The following is a 19,007-nucleotide window of genomic DNA, read 5'->3' as shown; positions in this document are numbered from 1 at the left end:
ATTAATCTACTAATAAAGTTGAAATTTTCATTTCATCCTTGGTAATTGCAATACGCCCTGAACGTACAAATTGCATAATTCCATGTTTATCTAAAGTATGATATAAGGCTTCAATTTCTTGTTTTGTTCCTGATTTTTCAAGCACAAAAAAATCTTTATTAATATTGATAACTCTCGATTTACTACTATTTATGATTGTTTGAATTTCATCATTTTCAAGCAACGATTTAGAGCTTAATTTAAACAGACAAGATTCTTGATAAATCGTATTTTCATCGGTATGATAATACGCCTTAATAACCTCAACTTGTTTTTCAATTTGCCCGATAATTTTTTTAATTTGTTCTTCGGATACTTTTACAAGCAGTGTAATTCTTGAAACACTTTTTATTTCTGATTTAGAAATATTCATGCTTTCAATATTGATATTTCGTCTTAAAAAGATTCCTGAAACTCTATTCAACAATCCTACATTATTTTCTGTATAAACAGAAACGGTATATGTTTGTTTATTTTCCATGTTTTCTATAATTACGATATTTTATGATAATCTTATATCTGAAACTGATGCTCCTGTTTCGATCATAGGAAACACATTATTTTCTTTTTCAACACAAACCTCTAAAAAATAAGCATCTTTTGACGCCATCATTTCTTTAACCGTGCTTGCTAAATCTTCTCTTTTGCTAACTCTTTTCGCATCGATGCTATATCCTTTTGCTATTGCCACAAAATCAGGATTTGTCATTTCTGTAGATGCGTATCTTTTATCAAAAAATAGTTGTTGCCATTGGCGAACCATTCCTAGAAATTCGTTGTTAAGCACCACAATTTTCACCGCTGTTTTATTTTGTAAAATAGTCCCTAATTCTTGAATGGTCATTTGAAAACCACCATCACCAGCAATCATTACAACCTCTCTTTCAGGAGCTCCCATTTTTGCTCCAATTGCAGCAGGTAAGGCAAAGCCCATAGTTCCTAATCCGCCAGAGGTAATATTACTTTTTGTTTTGTTAAATTTCGCATAACGACAGGTGAACATTTGGTGCTGCCCAACATCGGAAACAATAATTGCATCACCACCTGAAGCGATATTGATCTCTTTTAAAACCTCCGCCATAGTTAAACCATCTTTCGAAGGAAATAAATCTTCTTTCTTTACTTTATCATATTCAATAGCTTCTAATTTGGTGAATTCTTCTAGCCATTTATCATGATTACTCTTATTGACTAGCGGTAAAAGTGCTGCTAAAGTTTCTTTAACATCACCTAAAACAGCGACATCAGCTTTTACATTTTTATCGATTTCGGCTGGGTCTATTTCAAAATGAATAACCTTTGCCTGCTTTGCATATTTAGCTAAATTTCCAGTAACACGGTCGTCAAAACGCATTCCTACGGCAATTAAAACATCGCATTGGTTGGTTAATTTATTGGGTGCATAATTTCCGTGCATTCCAACCATTCCAACATTTAGTTGGTGATCGGTAGGCAATGCCGATAACCCTAAAATTGTCCAAGCTGAAGGAATATTTGCTTTTTCGATAAAATCTTTAAATTCTTGTTCAGCTTCTCCTAAAATAACCCCTTGCCCAAAAACGATTAAAGGTTTTTTAGCCGAATTAATTAGTTTAGCTGCTTCTTGAACTTGCGTTAATTCAACAGCTGGTTTTGCTTTATAACTACGTACCGAAGTACATTTTTTGTATTCAAAATCAAACATTTCAAACTGAGCATCTTTAGTAATATCAATTAAAACTGGTCCTGGACGCCCCGATTTAGCGATATAAAAAGCCTTTGCAAAAACTTCAGGAATTTCCGAAGCTTTTGTAATTTGATAATTCCACTTGGTTACAGGCGTTGAAATACCAACAATATCAGTTTCCTGAAAAGCATCAGAACCCAATAAATGTGATGCTACTTGCCCGGTTACGCAAACCATTGGCGTAGAATCTATTTGCGCATCGGCAATTCCTGTAATTAAATTGGTAGCCCCCGGCCCTGAAGTTGCTAGCGCCACTCCTACTTTACCTGTTGCTCTGGAAAACCCTTGTGCGGCATGTGTTGCTCCTTGTTCATGACGTGTTAAAACGTGGTTTATTTTATCTTGATACTTATATAATTCGTCATAAACTGGCATAATTGCGCCACCAGGATACCCATAAATTAAATCTGCTCCTTCTGCTAATAAACATTTTACAACAGCTTCTGCCCCTGAAATATGTACTTTTTGATCTGAAACTGTTTTAGGTTGTGTTTGTGTGTTTGTGTTCATAATTTCAGTTATTAAAATGCATCAGTAACACATCCTTTTGATGCTGAAGCTACTGTTTTTGCGTATTTATATAAAATTCCTTTTTTATGCTTTAATTCTGGAGCAACCCAATTTTTTCTTCTTTCTGCTAATTCTTGATCAGAAAGTAAAACATTTATTGAGTTATCTTCGGCACTAATTTTAATTTTATCACCTGTTTTTAAAAGTGCGATATTTCCTCCTGATTGCGCTTCGGGTGTTATATGCCCTACTACAAAACCATGTGTTCCTCCTGAAAAACGACCGTCGGTAATTAATGCAACCGATTTTCCTAAACCTGCTCCCATAATAAGTGAGGTTGGCTTTAACATTTCAGGCATTCCTGGTCCTCCTTTTGGTCCTACATATCGAATAACAACAACATCGCCTCTTTCAACTTCTCCGTTTGATATTCCTGTATTTGCTTCTTGTTCGCTATTATAAACAACCGCTTTTCCTTCAAAAAGCAAACCTTCGTTTCCTGAAATTTTAGCCACAGCACCTTCGGAAGCTAAATTCCCGTAAATTATTTGAATATTTCCAGATGTTTTTAAAGCTTTATCGGTTGGATGAATTACATCTTGCTCCTCAAATTCCATTGGGGTAACATCGGCTAAATTTTCGGCTAATGTTTTTCCTGTTACCGTCAAACAATCGCCATGTAAATAGCCGTTATCTAATAAATATTTCATCACCGCAGGCGTTCCTCCTACCGAATGAACATCTTCCATTAAATATTTCCCTGAAGGTTTTAAATCGGCAATTAATGGTGTTCTATCGCTTACTTTTTGAAAATCTTCTAAGGTAAAATCAATATCCGCAGCATGGGCAATTGCTAAAAAGTGCAATACCGCATTGGTTGATCCTCCCAAAGCATTTACAAGCGCAATAGCATTTTCTATGGATTTTTTAGAGATAATATCCAAAGGTTTTAAATCTAAAATCAATAAATTTTTAATCGCCAGAGCGGTTCTTTCAGCTTCGGATAATTTATTAGGATTTTCCGCAGGAATTGACGAGTTATAAGGCAATGTAAACCCCATACATTCAATTGCCGAAGCCATGGTGTTTGCGGTGTACATTCCGCCACAAGCACCCGCCCCAGGAATAGCTCTTTTTATAATTTCTTTATATTCGTCTTCGTCAATTTCGCCAGCTACTTTTTGCCCTAAAGCTTCAAATGCCGATACGATATTTAATTTTTTTCCTTTATAATTACCTGAAGCAATTGTACCGCCATACATCATAATTGACGGGCGATTTAAACGCAACATTGCAATCACAGCTCCTGGCATATTTTTATCGCAACCAACTACCGACACCAGGGCATCATAACTTTGTGCGTTCATCACAATTTCAATAGAATCGGCAATAACATCTCTTGATGCTAACGAATAATTCATCCCTGAAGTTCCCATTGAAATACCGTCAGAAACACCAATTGTATTAAAACCTAAGCCTACTAAACCAGCAATTTTTGTTTCAATTTTAACTTCCGCAGCCAAGTTATTTAAGTGCATATTACACGGGTTTCCGTCATAACCTGTACTTGCAATACCAACTTGGGCTTTGCTCATATCTTGATCAGTTAAACCAACGGCATACAACATTGCTTGCGATGCGGGTTGCGATTCGTCTTGCGTTAACCTACTACTGTGTTTGTTTAATTTCATTTTATTTCTTTTTAATCGTACTACTTTTTTATTTTTATCAATTGATTAATTGATTTAATTTTTTCACCTTACTAAAAACTAACGTTATTTTTTTATCCTTTATAAACCTTAATTTTTATTGATTTTTACCTGCTGCTATTCAAAATTATTTTATTGTATTAAAATTGCCATCTTTTTTTAGCCGATTTAATGATATCTAACAGGCTACTTAAAACCTCAACAACTTCAAAAACAACCAATTACCAATTAAATTATATACTATTCAATACTTTAAATTCCTGCTATAAAAACAGTAATTAACAAATACATCGCCTTTTATTTAAAAACTCATACTATTATATTGCTAACAAAAAAAGCTTCCTATTTTAGGAAGCTTTTTAAATTTATAAAATATAAAATACACTTCCTTATCCTTGCGAAATAATCACAACGACAATAATAGAAATAATATTTAAAATTTGTTTTTTCATTTGATTTGGCAAATATCAGTGTTTTTTATTAAATTATCCTAACTAAAATCCACTATTTTACATAAACTACACATTTTACGAAATCCTTAATTTAAGTAATAATTTCAACTTGTTTTTTTTTATAAATTAACCAGATACGGCTAATTATAAAGTATCTTCTAATTTAAGTAGGTATTTTTTAGGTATCAAATAAAGTAGCCACTAAAAAATTGGTATTTTTTTAGTGATTTAAGTAATATCTTCTTAATTTAAACAGCGCATGTTCATATTTTGATTGACAACTTTCAATATTTCCTTCAAAGCGTATTTCTTTTTTTATTCCAAAACAAAAAATTCCTTTACCTTTTGCCATTCGTCCTAATTTACGTGCTGATTTTATCGATAGCTTTTCATAAAGTGGCGTTACTATTTGACATTGCTCTATTTTTGTGTTTTTAGCATCCCATTGTTTTGCCCTTTCTCCTTTTAGTATCTTTTCAGAAAAAAGAATATTTTTAAGCAGTGGAAAATAATATTTCAACACATTTTTAGAACCTTGATTAGCAAACCAAATTATTTCTTTATTTCTGATAAAAATTTTTCGAATAAAATAGTTATCAATTTTAGAAAACTGCGTTGCTACGACAGCCATTATTCCTACGGAAATTATTTCGTGTCCATTCTTTTTTCGAGTCTTGTCAAACCACCGATAAAAATCACGAATTTGACTTATTTTTTGATATTTTAAATAGCCATTATTTATAGATAGATTATATGTATTGGCTTTTTTCCAGATTGCTGTATTTCTCTTTCTGTCTTTTTTAAGCCAACAGCCTTTACAAAGAATGGTTTTATTGGTTACTTTTTTATAGCTTCTTAAATTTTTCCATTCTTGAGAAAAGCTATTATAAGTATTTAAGATAAGTAAAAAAAATACGGCGCTAAATAGCTTTTTATTCATTTAATAATTATAAATTTTAGGCTTTTTTATATTGTTTAACATTTCTATAAACTAAGCATTATGCTTTATTATTAGCGGCATTATATATTAATTTTAAAAATTGTGATATAATCAGAAAGGCAATTCCGGTCATTAAGCGATATTTACTAAAAATAGTATTCGGGTATAAGTCTGTCAAAGATATTATTAGAATACTTAAAGCAGAAATCCAAACGATTCCAATTGCAATTAAGGTTGTTTTTTTCATTTTGAAAACTGTATTCATAAATTTTTTAGCTTCAAAATTAGGTGAATTTATTTAAGAGTCTTTTTAAAAATTAAAGAAAGTGTCAGTTCGAGTGTTTTTTTCCTTCAAAAAAATGTATCGAGAACTTTTTTAGCATCAAAAATAAAAGAATTCAAATTCTCGATACAATTTTAATTCCTTTTAGTCATTAAAATCACTCGAATTGACAAAAATCATCAAAAAAACTGAAATAAAATCCCTTTGATAGATTCAATTTCCTGTTTGTATGCTACAAAGCTTTTTTAAATGAAATTTAAACAGGCTCTAATAAAAAGTAAAGTAGTTAAAATAGTTGTATCTTTTATAAGATGTAATATAAAATATGTATTTAAAGAATTAACCAGTTCAAAACCCAACAAAAAATCCCGCACTAAAAAGTACGGGATTTTATAATATATTTCAAAAATTAAATTATTCACCAACCAAAGCGAGCAACTATATAATAGTACTCTGCCCCATGTGAATATTTTTAAAATTGATATTGCTATCCTCTTTGTTATAGATATAATCAGCAATAAAATCACCAACCTTACTTGTTCCAAAATTCTTATCCGAAGCAATATCTTGAGTCGTTATTCCTAATTCTAATGATTTATCAACAGCCGCTTCTACAACAAACGATTCTTCGTGTAAACCTAAATGTTTCAACAACATCGCTGCCGATAAAATAGCCGCTAACGGATTAGCTATATCTTTTCCTTTTGCTTGTGGAAATGAACCGTGAATTGGTTCAAAAAGTGCATTTTCTTTTCCGATAGATGAAGAAGCCAATAAACCGATAGAACCACCAATTACACTTGCTTCATCCGATAAAATATCGCCAAATAAATTTTCGGTTAAAATAACGTCAAACTGCTTCGGATTTAAAATTAATTGCATCGCAGCGTTATCAACATAAATAAAATCAAGCGCTACATCAGGATATTGTTTTGCTAAAGCGGTAACTGTTTTACGCCACAATCTTGAGGTTTCCAGCACGTTTGCCTTATCGACTAACGTTAATTTTTTACGCCTGTTTTGCGCTGCTTTAAAAGCCAAATGCGCAATGCGTTCAATTTCAAATACCGAATAAGAACAGCTGTCAGAAGCCGTTTGCTTATCGTCACTTAATTCTTTTGTTCCGAAGTAAATTCCGCCCGTTAATTCTCTATAAATAGTAATATCAGTCCCTTGAATAATTTCTCTTTTTAAGGGAGAATTATCAATTAATTGACTGTATGCTTTTACAGGACGCTCGTTGCAAAAAAGACCTAATTCTTTTCGTAATTTTAACAAACCTTGCTCTGGGCGCACCTTTGCAGTAGGGTCGTTATCATATTTAGGATCACCGATGGCACCAAATAAAATGGCATCACTTTTTTTACATAAATCAATCGTTTCTTCTGGCAACGGATTTCCCGTTTTATCAATAGCGCAAGCACCCATTAAAGCCTCTTTAAACATAAAGGTATGATCATACACATTTGCTACTGCTTTTAACACTTTTTGTGCCTGAGCAGTTACTTCTGGACCTATACCATCCCCGGGAATTACAGCGATATTAAATTTCATCTTTTATCTTTTATAATGAAGCCTCAAAAGCTTCTATTTTATCTTTTTTACTTACTAAAAAATCAATGTCATCATAGCCATTAATCATACATACTTTTTTATATGGATTAATTTCAAAACTACGCGTACCAACAGCTGTTTTAATTTCTTGATTTTCTAAGTCAATAATAACACTTGTCGTTGGATTTTCAGTGATTTTTTTCAATAATTTTTTTAAATACTCTTCGGATACCTGCACGGGTAAAATTCCGTTATTCAAAGCGTTCCCTTTAAAAATATCAGCAAAAAAGCTACTAACCACTACTTTAAACCCGTAGCCAGACAACGCCCAAGCCGCGTGTTCTCTACTCGAACCACAGCCAAAATTATCGCCAGCAATTAAAATACTTCCTGTATAATTTTTATTATTTAAGATAAATTCTTCATTTAGGCTTCCATCTTTATGAAAACGCCAATCTCTAAAAACATTATCACCAAATCCTTTTTTATCAGTCGCTTTTAAAAAACGAGCAGGAATAATTTGATCGGTATCTACATTTTCTGTTAGCAACGGAACCGCTGTATCGGTTAATTTTATAAATTTTTCCATTTTAATTTAACTGTTTTGTAATATCAATAATTTTTCCTGCAACAGCAGTTGCTGCGGCAATTAATGGACTTGCTAAAATAGTTCTAGATCCTTGCCCTTGCCTACCTTCAAAATTTCTGTTAGAGGTAGAAACGCAATATTCACCTTCCGGAATTTTATCGTCATTCATTGCCAAACAAGCCGAACAACCAGGCTGACGCAGTTCAAAACCAGCAGTTTCAAAAATAGTTTTTAAGCCCTCCGCCTCAATTTGTTTTGCCACTTTTTGCGATCCCGGAACTAACCAGGCATTTACATTTTGTGCTTTTTGCTTTCCTTTTACGTAATTTGCAACCTCTCTAAAATCTTCAATTCGAGAATTTGTACAACTTCCGATAAACACATAATTTACTTGTTTATCAATTAAAGTTTCCCCTTTTTTAAAATTCATGTACGCCAATGATTTTTCAAAAGAAGCATCATTTTCCTGCGGAATATTTTCAGAAATTTTAATTCCCATTCCTGGGTTTGTTCCGAAGGTTAGCATCGGCTCAATATCTTGGGCATTTAACGTATATTCCTTATCAAAAGTAGCATCAGCATCCGTTTTTAAGGTTTCCCAATAAGCTACTTTTTTATCAAAATCACTACCTTTTGGTGCAAATTCTTTTCCTTTTACGTAGTCAAAAGTAGTTTTATCAGGCGCTATCATTCCTCCTCTTGCGCCCATTTCAATACTCATATTACAAACCGTCATTCTGCCTTCCATCGACATTTCTTCAAAGACATTTCCTGCGTATTCGCAAAAATAACCTGTCCCTGAATTGGTTCCTAATTGAGCTATAATATAAAGTATCACATCTTTTGGTAAAACACCTTTTTTCAATTTTCCGTTTACCGTAACACGCAAGCTTTTGGGTTTTTGAAGCAACAAACATTGGCTTGCAAAAACTTGTGCCACTTGACTTGTTCCAATTCCGAAAGCAATGGTTCCAAAAGCTCCATGTGTAGATGTATGCGAATCTCCACAAACCATGGTCATTCCTGGCTGTGTAATTCCTAATTCTGGCGCTATAACGTGAACAATTCCGTTATTTTCGTGCCCTAATTCGTATAAAGTAATATTATTTTCCTTACAATTTTTAGTTAATTCTGCTAATTGATTTCTCGATAAATCATCCTCAATAGGCAAATGCTGATTTACCGTTGGCGTATTATGGTCAGCGGTAGCAACAATTTTATCGGGTCTTGCAACTGGAATATTTCGTTCTTTCAACTCATTAAAAGCCTGAGGGCTGGTAACTTCGTGAATTAAATGCTTGTCTATATATAAAACCTGTGGACCGTTTTCAATGGTATCTACCACATGAGCGTCCCAAACTTTATCAAATAATGTTTTTCCCATTATCATTTATGCTATTATTTATTTGTGCTAATTTATGCTACTATTATTTTTGATATTTTATTGACTTCCTCCATTAATCTATGAAGATCTTGATCAACTACTTCTTTTTGAGTATCGGCAACTTTTAAGAATAACTGATATGCCGAATCTAACTGTATTTTGGTCAATTCGTAGCCTATATTTTTAGAACGATATGCCAATGCCGCTCTTCCGCTTCGGGCAGTTAAAACGATGGCACTTTCTGTTACACCAACATCTAACGGATTCATAATTTCGTAGGTTTCACGGTTTTTGATAACCCCATCTTGATGAATTCCTGAACTATGCGCAAAGGCATTTGCTCCTACAATTGCTTTGTTTGCTTGTACATCCATTCCCATACTTTCACGCACCATTATACTAGTATCGTACAATAATTTGGTGTTAATATCGGTCTGTAAATTCAAATACGGATGTTGTTTTAAAATCATTACCACTTCCTCTAAAGCGGTATTTCCTGCACGCTCCCCGATTCCGTTAACCGTACATTCTATTTGCCTTGCTCCGTTAATAACTCCAGCAATTGAATTTGCGGTTGCCAAGCCTAAATCGTTATGACAATGACAAGATAAGATTACATTTTCAATTCCTTTTACATTCTCTTTTAAATATTTAATTTTCGCACCATATTCTTCAGGCAAACAATATCCTGTGGTATCAGGAATATTTAAAACCGTAGCGCCCGATTTTATCATTTCTTCACAAACCTTTGCCAAGAAAACATTGTCGGTTCTTCCTGCATCTTCGGCGTAAAACTCTACATCGTCCACAAAATTTTTAGCATAAGAAACCGCTTCTTTTCCTCTTCGGATAACCTCACTTTGTGAAGAATTAAATTTATATTTTATATGAGAATCACTTGTTCCGATTCCTGTATGAATTCTTGGTTTCACCGCATTTTTTAACGCTGCGGCTGCCACTTCAATATCTTTTTTAACCGCGCGTGTTAATCCACAAACGGTAGCATTTTTAACAATTTTTGAAATTTCTTGTACCGAAGCAAAATCTCCAGGGCTTGACACAGGAAAACCAGCTTCAATAACATCGACTCCTAAAAAATCAAGCCTTTCGGCGATAATTAATTTTTGTGTCGTGTCTAACTTACAACCAGGCACTTGCTCGCCATCACGAAGTGTTGTATCAAAAATTTGTACTTTATCGTTTTGCATCTATCTTAATTTATTTACCTTTAATTAATCAAATATAGCTGTTGATGTCTTTAATTTATTTAAAAAAAAAGGATAACCTACGATATTTAACTTTAAAAAAAATATTTTAAAGCACTGAAAAATAAGAGTTTATGACAAACTATACTACACCGTTCAATCAACAAAACGATACGTTATTTGTACTGATAAAATCTTTATCAAAATCTGAAAAACGTCAGTTTAACCTTTACGTTGGTCGTTTAGAAGGAAACAATGACGCTAAATTTTTTGCGCTGTTCAAATTTTTAGATAAACAAAAAAAATATGATGAAAAAATTATCATCAAAAATAATATTGTAAGCAAACAGCAGCTCTCTAATTTAAAAGCACATTTATACAAGCAAATTTTAATTAGTCTGCGGATGAACCCCGCACATAAAAACATCCGAATTCAAATACGAGAATTGTTAGATTTTGCGACTATTTTGTATCAAAAAGGATTGTACAAACAAAGTTTAAAACTACTCGATAAAGCCAAAAATATGGCGATTGATAGCGAAGAAAAAAACATTGCTTACGAAATTGTAGAATTTGAAAAAGTCATTGAAAGTCAATATATTACCCGAAGTATTAGCACCCGATCAGACCAATTAACCATTCAAGCAAAAGAACTGAGTCAGCAAAATGTAATTGCTAGTAAATTGTCTAATTTATCGCTACAATTATATGGCGCTTTGTTAAAAAACGGCTATGTAAAAAATGATATTGAGCTTCAAAAAGCAACTTCTTATTTTAATTCAAGATTGCCAAATTACCAGTATGATACCTTAGGATTTAGAGAAAAATTATGGCTTTACAAGGCTCATTTATGGCGTAGTTTTTTAACACAAGATTTTTTACAAAGCTATAAATATGCCAATAAATGGGTCGATTTATTTAAAAACGATCCTAAAAACATTGCAATTCATCCTGTTTTTTACTTAAAAGGAAAAAACTATTTATTAGAAAGCTTATTTTTCATCAAGCATTTTACCAAATTTAAAAAAGAACTGCTTTTTTTTGAAAAAGAAATCGAAAATAACGACATCCCAATAAATAGCAATACCGAAATTTTAATTTTTCAATACTATTATGCAAACAAATTACACCTGCATTTTTTAGAAGGAAGTTTTTCAGAAGGAGCATATTTAGTAGCCACTATAAATAGTAAAATTGCACTTTATAAAAACAAGTTAGACAACCATCATATTGTTGTGTTGTATTATAAAATAGCTAGTTTATATTTTGGAATGGGCAACAATAAAGAATGTATTTTTTACTTGAATAAAATTATAAAATCGAAAAAAATACATGTAGCCCAAGACCTGCAATGTTTTGCCAGAGTTTTAAGTTTAATTGCCCATTACGAATGCGGTTTAGATTACGATTTTGAATTACAATTTAAAGACACCTACCGCTTTTTATTAAAAATGGAAAACCTTCAAGAAGTTCAAAAAGAACTTATATCGTCAATAAAAGCGCTAGGCGACGTATATCCACATCAAATAAAAAAGGAATTTAAAAAAATTTATGATCGATTAAAAGTATATGAAAATCATCCGTATGAAAAAAGAGCCTTCCTATATTTAGACATTCTTTCGTGGTTGGCATCTAAAATAGAAAATAAAACAGTCGCCGAAATCATCAAAAACAAATACCTTCAAAATTCTAAAAATAGTGCTAAAAAATTAAAATAACGCCTTGGAAATCGCTTTAATATTGTCACTTTTCCCCATAGAATAATAATGTAAAACAGGCACACCCGACTTTAATAATTCTTGCGATTGCGCAATTGCCCATGCAATTCCAAGCTCTCGAACCTGCTGATTATTTTTACACAATTCTATTTCGGTGATTAAATTTTGTGGCAAATCAATTTTAAAAACCTGTGGTAATAATTGCAAATGACGCTTTACCGAAATCGGTTTTATCCCAGGGATAATCGGCACGGTAATGCCCATTTCTCTTGCGTGTTTTACAAACTCAAAATACTTTTTATTGTCAAAAAACATTTGCGTAACCACATAATCTGCCCCTGCATCGACTTTTTCTTTTAGGCGTTTTAAATCGGTTTGTAGCGACGGAGCTTCTAAATGTTTTTCGGGATATCCCGCAACGCCAATACAAAAATCAGCCTTATGATTTGCCTCAATTACATCGTGTAAATATTTCCCTTTATTTAAATTTTTAATTTGCGCCACCAATTGTGTTGCATATTGATGCCCGCCTTTACTCACCTCAAAATACCGCTGATGACTCATGGCATCGCCTCGCAATGCCATTACATTTTCGATACCTAAATAATGGCAATCGACCAATAAATATTCGGTTTCTTCTTTACTAAAACCGCCACAAAGCACGTGTGGCACGGTATCGACATCGTATTTATGTTTTATCGCCGCACAAATACCAACTGTTCCAGGACGCATTCTAGTAATTTTCCGATCTAATAAACCGTTTCCTTTATCAATATATAAATGCTCTTCTCTTGAGGTTGTAACATCGATAAAAGGGGGATTAAATTCCATTAACGGCTCAATGTTTTGATATAAATCTTGAATATTATTTCCTTTTTTCGGCGGAATAATTTCAAACGAAAACAATGTTTTTCCGTTTGCTTTTTCGATATGTTTGGTTACTTTCATAAAATTTATTTTTAATGATTTAAAGCCTGTTTAAATTTTATTTAAAAAGGTTTTATAGCTGAAAAATCGAATCCGTCAAACTGAATTTATTTCAGTTTCGCATCCTGATTTACCGTAGTTCTTTGCTTTTTTTGATAATTATTGTCAATTCGAGTGATTTTAATGACTAAAAGGAATTAAAATAGTATCGAGAATTTGAATTATTTCATGTTGATTAACTTTAATATTAAAAAAGTTCTCGATACAATTTTTTTGAAGAAAAAAAATCACTCGAACTGACAGTTTATTTAATTTTTAAACAGGCTCTTATACATCGGCAATAGCAGGATGTAACCATTTTCTAGCTTTTTCTAAAGTGATATTTTTTCTATCTGCAAAATCACGCACTTGGTCATCGGTAATTTTCCCTAATCCGAAGTATTTTGCTTCTTTATTTGCAAAATAATATCCCGAAACTGCTGCTGCTGGCCACATCGCTAAACTTTCGGTAAGGGTTACGCCTATTTTTTCTTCGACATTTAAAAGACTCCAAATCGTTTGTTTTTCTAAATGATCAGGGCAAGCAGGATAGCCCGGTGCAGGACGGATTCCTTTATAATTTTCTTTAATTAACTCTTCGTTCGATAAAGTTTCATCAAATGCATATCCCCAATGTTTTGTTCGTATTCTGTGATGCAAATATTCCGCAAAAGCTTCGGCAAAACGATCGGCAATTGCCTGTACCATAATCGCATTATAATCGTCTTCTTTGTCTTTATATTTTTTTGCTAACTGGTCTGCCCCAAAAATTGCAGTACAAAATGCCCCCATATAATCTTGTTTTCCTAATTCTTTTGGAGCTATAAAATCGGCTAAAGCAATACTTGGTTTTCCATCTCGCTTTTTTAATTGCTGACGCAGGGTTCTAAAAACAGCAATTTCTTTTGAATTTTTCTGAATAGAAATATCATCATCGTTTATAGAATTTGCTTCAAATAAGCCGAAAATTGCTTTAGATTTTAACAATTGCTTGCTAATGATTTTATCTAAAATTATTTTTGAATCTTCAAATAATTGTGTTGCCTGTTCACCGACAATTTCATCAGTTAAAATAGCGGGGTATTTTCCGTGCAAATCCCAACTTCTAAAAAACGGACTCCAATCAATAAAAGGTACTAATTCTTTTAAACTTACTTGTTCTAAAGTTTGAACACCTAATTCTTTTGGTTTTACTATTGATGACATTTCCCAATCTATTTTAAATTTGCGTTTTCTAGCTTCTTCAATAGAAGTATATGCCTTTGTTTTTCCTCGTTTTAAGAACTTTTCACGAAATTCATCGTAATCTTTTTTAAGTTTTGCAACATAAGTGTTACTCGTTTCTTTGTTTAACAAATCACTAACAACCGTTACCGCTCTTGAAGCATCATTTACATGAACCACCGCATTTTTATATTGGGTATCTATTTTTACTGCCGTATGTGCTTTTGAAGTTGTTGCCCCGCCAATTAGCAAGGGAACCGTAAAATTTTGACGCTCCATTTCCTTTGCCAAATACACCATTTCATCTAAAGAAGGCGTTATTAATCCTGATAAACCAATAATATCAACATGTTCTTTTTTAGCGGTTTCAATAATTTTTTCAGGTGCAACCATTACACCTAAATCAACAATTTCATAATTATTACATCCCAAAACAACGCTTACAATATTTTTACCAATATCGTGCACATCGCCTTTTACAGTTGCCATTAAAATTTTCCCTAAAGCTTGTTGTTTTTCGCCTTTTTCGGCTTCAATAAATGGGTTTAAATATGCCACTGCTTTTTTCATCACCCGAGCCGATTTTACTACTTGAGGCAGAAACATTTTTCCTGCACCAAATAAATCGCCAACCACATTCATACCGATCATTAAATTGCCTTCAATAACTTGAATTGGTTTTTGGGCTTCTTGCCGTGCTTGTTCAATATCTTCTAAAATAAAAGCATCAATTCCTTTTACCAAACAATGCGTAATTCGGTCTTGCAATGGTAAACTTCGCCACGCTAAAACAGTTGCTTCATCTTGTTTTTTAACGCCTTTTACCGTTTCAGCAAAATCTAATAAACGCTCGGTTGCGTCTTCTCTTCTATCTAAAATAATATCTTCAATATGCGCTAATAAATCTTTTGGAATATCATCATAAATTTCTAACATTGCTGGGTTTACAATTCCAATATTCATTCCAGCTTGAATCGCATAATACAGAAAAACCGAGTGCATTGCTTCTCGCACGGTATTATTTCCTCGGAAAGAAAAAGACACATTACTAACGCCACCACTTACGCTTACATTTGGCAAATTTTGACGAACCCAGCGAGTTGCTTCAATAAAATCGATAGCATTTTTTCGGTGTTCTTCCATTCCTGTGGCGACAGGGAAAATATTCAAATCAAAAATAATATCTTCGGATGCAAAGCCTACTTTATCAACCAAAATATCATACGACCTTTTTGCAATTTCTATTCTTCTTTGATATGTATCCGCCTGCCCAACCTGATCAAAAGCCATAACAATTACTGCTGCTCCGTATCTTTTAACTTGAGTTGCTTGCCAAATAAAATTTTCTTCCCCTTCTTTTAAAGAAATAGAATTTACAATACTTTTTCCTTGTACAACCTGTAAACCTGCTTCAATAATTTCCCACTTTGAGCTATCAATCATCAGTGGAACACGGCAAATATCAGGCTCAGAAGCAATCAAATTTAAAAACCGAACCATGGCTTGTTTTCCATCAATCAAACCATCATCCATATTAATATCGATAATTTGCGCTCCGCCTTCTACCTGATGCCTTGCAACGGCTAATGCTTCTTCAAATTTTTCTTCTTTTATCAATCGTAAAAACTTGCGAGAACCTGCAACATTGGTACGTTCTCCAACGTTAATAAAATTGCTATTTTCATTTAAAACCAATGGTTCTAAACCCGATAAATGCAAATATTTTTCTTGTTTTATTTCTTGTTTTATAGGCATTTTCTTGGAGGATATTTAGTTGCTAATTCCGAAATCGTTGCAATATGTTCTGGCGTTGTACCGCAACATCCGCCGATAATATTTATCAAATTTTTCTTAAAATATTCTTCAATTTGATTTCCCATTTCTTGAGCAGTTTCGTCGTATTCGCCAAAAGCATTTGGAAGTCCAGCATTTGGATGTGCCGAAATTGCAAAGTTGGTTTTCGAAGCGATTGCCTCTAAATGAGGTTGTAATAAATTAGCGCCTAAAGCACAGTTAAATCCTACGGATAATAGCGGAATATGAGAAATAGAAATTAAAAAAGCTTCTGCAGTTTGCCCCGACAACGTTCTTCCGCTGGCATCGGTAATTGTACCGCTTAACATGATTGGAACGTCTATTTTTCGGGCTTCTTTTACTTCTTCAATCGCAAATAATGCTGCTTTTGCGTTTAGGGTATCAAAAACAGTTTCTACTAATAAAATATCGCAACCGCCGTCTAAAAGTGCTTCCACTTGTTGCTTATAAGCAATGCGTAATTCCTCAAAAGTAACAGCTCTATACCCAGGATCGTTTACGTCGGGCGACATACTTGCAGTACGATTTGTTGGACCTATTGAACCTGCTACAAATCGTGGTTTATGCGGTTCTTTTTGGGTAAATTCATCGGAAACTTCTTTGGCTATTTTTGCAGATTGATAATTTAATTCATACACCAAATCTTCCATTTGATAATCAGCCATCGCAATTGTTGTGCCCGAAAAAGTATTGGTTTCTATAATATCAGCGCCTGCTGCAAAGTATTTTGCATGGATTTCTTTTATAGCTTTTGGTTGTGTTATAGAGAGTAAATCGTTGTTTCCTTGCAACGATGTTGGATAATTTTTAAAGCGTTTTCCTCGGAAATCTTCTTCGGTAAATTTGTATGCCTGAAGCATGGTTCCCATTGCTCCATCGAGCACTAGAATACGTTTTTGTATTTCTTGATAAATGTTTGACATTCCTGATTTTATAGTAGAAGCTATCAGGAAAAGAGGAAAAAAAAGTTCTTTGCCGTTATCTCTCTTAAAAAACTATAATTTTGTAATAAAACAGTTTTTAAGTAGAATTTAGCACCTTCTTTATTTGATTTATTTAAAAATTCTAAAATTTTTAAACTTTCCAAATAAAGGGTTGCTAAGGTTTCTTTGGGTCTAATCCCTCCACCTTTCTTGATAACATTCTTATTAAATTAATGAACTAATAAAGTGCAAATTAACGAACTTTTTTATATTTTTTATAATTTTAAAACTATAATTACTGTATTTTAATAATTATACAAATTTGATGACAAATATCTGTCACCGATATCACAAATAATAGCGACAATAATTCCTTGGTCAATTTCCTGGGCAACTTGCAAAGCTGCATGTACTGCTCCACCACTACTCATACCTCCAAAAACACCTTCTTGACTGGCTAATTTTCGAGTCATATTACGGGCTTGATTTTCGCTTATTTCAATAACTTGATCTACTTTAGAGCGGTCAAATATTTTTGGTAAATATTCTTTTGACCATTTTCTGATACCCGGAATACTAGCATCATCACAAGGTTGCACACCAACAATTTGAATGTTTGGATTTTGCTCTTTTAAATAGGTAGAAACGCCCATAATTGTCCCTGTAGTTCCCATTGCCGATACAAAATGAGTTACCTCACCGTCGGTATCTTTCCAAATTTCAGGACCTGTGGTTTTGTAATGAGCCTTCCAATTATCGTTATTTTCAAATTGATTTAGCATAAAATAGCCTTTTTTATAGCGTAATTTTTGAGCTAAATCTCTCGAACCTTCAATACCTTCTTCCTTTGGCGTTAATATGACTTCGGCACCGTAGGCTTTCATGGTTTTTACACGTTCTACCGTCGAATTTTCAGGCATTACAAGGGTCATTTTTAAGCCCAATACATTTGCGATAAAAGCCAATGCAATTCCTGTATTTCCACTTGTTGCTTCGACTAAATGGTCTCCTTTTTTAATATTTCTTCGGTTTAAAGCCTCTAAAATCATATTATAAGCAGCCCTATCTTTTACGCTTCCACCAGGGTTATTTCCTTCTAATTTTAAAAAAAGACGCACGCCTTTTTTATCAAGAATATTGCTAACTTCTACTAGCGGGGTATTTCCAACAAAGTCGGTTATTTTTTTTGCTTTCATAATTTAAACGTTGTTTAATGAAACAATTTTATTTTCTGTTTGATAAATTACTAATGATTTTGTCGGTACCGATTCTGTAACGCACACATTAGCTCCTATAATACTATTTTCACCTATAATAACATCGCCACCTAAAATAGTCGCATTGGCATAAATTGTTACATTATTTTCAATTGTCGGATGTCTTTTTGTTTGCGCTAAACTCTTTTTTACCTGAATTCCACCAAGGGTAACTCCTTGATAAATTTTTACATTATTTTTAATCAATGTTGTTTCACCAATAACGATTCCCGTGGCATGATCTATAAAAAACGAACTACCAATCGTTGCTCCTGGATGAATATCAGTACCCGTTAATCCGTGGGCATATTCGCTCATCATTCTTGGTAAAGTTGGTACTTTCTGTTTATTTAGTTCATGACTTAATCGATATATCGCAATGGCATGAAACCCTGGATACGCCAAATAAATTTCTTCTAAACTTTTTGCTGCCGGATCTGTTTTTTCAAAAGCAATAGCATCCAAATCTAATTTTCGTCTTATTTCTGGTAATTTATCTTGAAATAACCTCCAAATTTTATCCGCGTTTTTTATTTTTAAACGGCTTGTTATTTCAAAGAAATTCTGTGTGATACTTTCTTGATTATTATCTTTAAATTCTTGGTCAAACAATGCGTAAAATATTTTTTTTGTAAAAACCTCTACCGTGTCTTTTAAACAAATATTATAGTTTTCCAGTGACTTTTCTATTGTACTCATTACTTCTCAAATTCT

Annotated in this window: 15 protein-coding genes and 1 riboswitch; of the genes, 1 reads left to right on the top strand and 14 read right to left on the bottom strand. The window is 33.1% G+C overall.

All coding sequences use genetic code 11. The features are described 5' to 3' along the window. Window position 1 precedes the first annotated feature (1 nt). The 9 genes from ilvN to DPIF8902391_RS12175 all read right to left on the bottom strand — a co-directional run bounded on the left by ilvN (window position 2) and on the right by DPIF8902391_RS12175 (window position 10,394). Entirely contained in the window at window positions 2-520 is a 519-nt protein-coding gene (ilvN, locus tag DPIF8902391_RS12215; RefSeq protein ID WP_172505998.1) for an acetolactate synthase small subunit, read from the bottom strand. A 21-nt stretch (window positions 521-541) separates the two neighbouring features. Then, the gene (gene ilvB, locus DPIF8902391_RS12210; protein ID WP_172505997.1) at window positions 542-2,275 is read right to left on the bottom strand and encodes a biosynthetic-type acetolactate synthase large subunit; all 1,734 of its coding nucleotides are present in this window, start codon (window positions 2,273-2,275) and stop codon (window positions 542-544) included. An 11-nt stretch (window positions 2,276-2,286) separates the two neighbouring features. After that, complete coding sequence (gene ilvD / locus DPIF8902391_RS12205; protein WP_058884939.1) at window positions 2,287-3,966, bottom strand: dihydroxy-acid dehydratase; 1,680 nt, start codon at window positions 3,964-3,966, stop codon at window positions 2,287-2,289. Window positions 3,967-4,656: 690 nt separating this feature from the next. After that, on the bottom strand, window positions 4,657-5,376 hold the full coding sequence (locus DPIF8902391_RS12200; RefSeq protein WP_058884938.1) for a hypothetical protein: 720 nt from the start codon (window positions 5,374-5,376) through the stop codon (window positions 4,657-4,659). 58 nt (window positions 5,377-5,434) lie between these two features. Further along, window positions 5,435-5,641, bottom strand: coding sequence for a hypothetical protein (locus DPIF8902391_RS12195; protein ID WP_144430033.1), 207 nt, complete (start codon window positions 5,639-5,641; stop codon window positions 5,435-5,437). 456 nt (window positions 5,642-6,097) lie between these two features. Continuing rightward, window positions 6,098-7,213 (bottom strand): 3-isopropylmalate dehydrogenase, encoded by a 1,116-nt coding sequence (leuB, locus tag DPIF8902391_RS12190; RefSeq protein WP_172505996.1) that lies wholly within the window; start codon window positions 7,211-7,213, stop codon window positions 6,098-6,100. A 10-nt stretch (window positions 7,214-7,223) separates the two neighbouring features. Continuing rightward, window positions 7,224-7,802, bottom strand: coding sequence for a 3-isopropylmalate dehydratase small subunit (gene leuD / locus DPIF8902391_RS12185; protein ID WP_058884935.1), 579 nt, complete (start codon window positions 7,800-7,802; stop codon window positions 7,224-7,226). 1 nt (window position 7,803) lies between these two features. After that, complete coding sequence (gene leuC, locus DPIF8902391_RS12180) at window positions 7,804-9,186, bottom strand: 3-isopropylmalate dehydratase large subunit (protein WP_058884934.1); 1,383 nt, start codon at window positions 9,184-9,186, stop codon at window positions 7,804-7,806. Between the two features lie 32 nt (window positions 9,187-9,218). Next, window positions 9,219-10,394, bottom strand: a complete 1,176-nt coding sequence (locus tag DPIF8902391_RS12175; RefSeq protein ID WP_172505995.1) for a 2-isopropylmalate synthase — start codon at window positions 10,392-10,394, stop codon at window positions 9,219-9,221. Window positions 10,395-10,525: 131 nt separating this feature from the next. Between DPIF8902391_RS12175 and DPIF8902391_RS12170 the strand changes: the two genes are divergently transcribed. Then, the gene (locus DPIF8902391_RS12170) at window positions 10,526-12,109 is read left to right on the top strand and encodes a hypothetical protein (RefSeq protein ID WP_058884932.1); all 1,584 of its coding nucleotides are present in this window, start codon (window positions 10,526-10,528) and stop codon (window positions 12,107-12,109) included. Here the strand turns inward: DPIF8902391_RS12170 and metF are convergent. The 5 genes from metF to epsC form a co-directional block, all read right to left on the bottom strand. Continuing rightward, complete coding sequence (gene metF / locus DPIF8902391_RS12165; RefSeq protein ID WP_058884931.1) at window positions 12,101-13,057, bottom strand: methylenetetrahydrofolate reductase [NAD(P)H]; 957 nt, start codon at window positions 13,055-13,057, stop codon at window positions 12,101-12,103. The two genes, DPIF8902391_RS12170 and metF, sit on opposite strands and share 9 nt — an antisense overlap. A 306-nt stretch (window positions 13,058-13,363) precedes the next feature. Further along, a complete protein-coding gene (metH, locus tag DPIF8902391_RS12160) occupies window positions 13,364-16,054 on the bottom strand; it encodes a methionine synthase (protein WP_172505994.1) in 2,691 nt (896 codons plus the stop codon). Next, a complete protein-coding gene (locus DPIF8902391_RS12155; RefSeq protein ID WP_058884929.1) occupies window positions 16,045-17,037 on the bottom strand; it encodes a homocysteine S-methyltransferase family protein in 993 nt (330 codons plus the stop codon). Before DPIF8902391_RS12155 ends, metH begins: the two co-directional genes overlap by 10 nt. Before the next feature lie 52 nt (window positions 17,038-17,089). Further along, window positions 17,090-17,257: riboswitch (SAM riboswitch) on the bottom strand. A gap of 85 nt (window positions 17,258-17,342) precedes the next feature. Continuing rightward, a complete protein-coding gene (gene cysM, locus DPIF8902391_RS12150) occupies window positions 17,343-18,233 on the bottom strand; it encodes a cysteine synthase CysM (RefSeq protein ID WP_058884928.1) in 891 nt (296 codons plus the stop codon). A gap of 3 nt (window positions 18,234-18,236) precedes the next feature. Then, complete coding sequence (gene epsC, locus DPIF8902391_RS12145; RefSeq protein ID WP_058884927.1) at window positions 18,237-18,992, bottom strand: serine O-acetyltransferase EpsC; 756 nt, start codon at window positions 18,990-18,992, stop codon at window positions 18,237-18,239. Window positions 18,993-19,007 lie beyond the last annotated feature (15 nt).

The organism is Tenacibaculum finnmarkense genomovar ulcerans (assembly GCF_900239495.1).
GTDB lineage: Bacteria > Bacteroidota > Bacteroidia > Flavobacteriales > Flavobacteriaceae > Polaribacter > Polaribacter ulcerans.
The sequence above is the reverse complement of the archived record's forward strand: the minus strand, read 5'-3'. Positions and strand labels throughout refer to the sequence as shown.

Excerpts from the sequence above, each read along its gene's own strand:
- ilvN (WP_172505998.1), bottom strand. The coding sequence starts at position 520 with ATGGAAAATAAACAAACATATACCGTTTCTGTTTATACAGAAAATAAT.
- ilvB (WP_172505997.1), bottom strand. The coding sequence starts at position 2,275 with ATGAACACAAACACACAAACACAACCTAAAACAGTTTCAGATCAAAAA.
- ilvD (WP_058884939.1), bottom strand. The coding sequence starts at position 3,966 with ATGAAATTAAACAAACACAGTAGTAGGTTAACGCAAGACGAATCGCAA.
- DPIF8902391_RS12200 (WP_058884938.1), bottom strand. The coding sequence starts at position 5,376 with ATGAATAAAAAGCTATTTAGCGCCGTATTTTTTTTACTTATCTTAAAT.
- DPIF8902391_RS12195 (WP_144430033.1), bottom strand. The coding sequence starts at position 5,641 with ATGAATACAGTTTTCAAAATGAAAAAAACAACCTTAATTGCAATTGGA.
- leuB (WP_172505996.1), bottom strand. The coding sequence starts at position 7,213 with ATGAAATTTAATATCGCTGTAATTCCCGGGGATGGTATAGGTCCAGAA.
- leuD (WP_058884935.1), bottom strand. The coding sequence starts at position 7,802 with ATGGAAAAATTTATAAAATTAACCGATACAGCGGTTCCGTTGCTAACA.
- leuC (WP_058884934.1), bottom strand. The coding sequence starts at position 9,186 with ATGGGAAAAACATTATTTGATAAAGTTTGGGACGCTCATGTGGTAGAT.
- DPIF8902391_RS12175 (WP_172505995.1), bottom strand. The coding sequence starts at position 10,394 with ATGCAAAACGATAAAGTACAAATTTTTGATACAACACTTCGTGATGGC.
- DPIF8902391_RS12170 (WP_058884932.1), top strand. The coding sequence starts at position 10,526 with ATGACAAACTATACTACACCGTTCAATCAACAAAACGATACGTTATTT.
- metF (WP_058884931.1), bottom strand. The coding sequence starts at position 13,057 with ATGAAAGTAACCAAACATATCGAAAAAGCAAACGGAAAAACATTGTTT.
- metH (WP_172505994.1), bottom strand. The coding sequence starts at position 16,054 with ATGCCTATAAAACAAGAAATAAAACAAGAAAAATATTTGCATTTATCG.
- DPIF8902391_RS12155 (WP_058884929.1), bottom strand. The coding sequence starts at position 17,037 with ATGTCAAACATTTATCAAGAAATACAAAAACGTATTCTAGTGCTCGAT.
- cysM (WP_058884928.1), bottom strand. The coding sequence starts at position 18,233 with ATGAAAGCAAAAAAAATAACCGACTTTGTTGGAAATACCCCGCTAGTA.
- epsC (WP_058884927.1), bottom strand. The coding sequence starts at position 18,992 with ATGAGTACAATAGAAAAGTCACTGGAAAACTATAATATTTGTTTAAAA.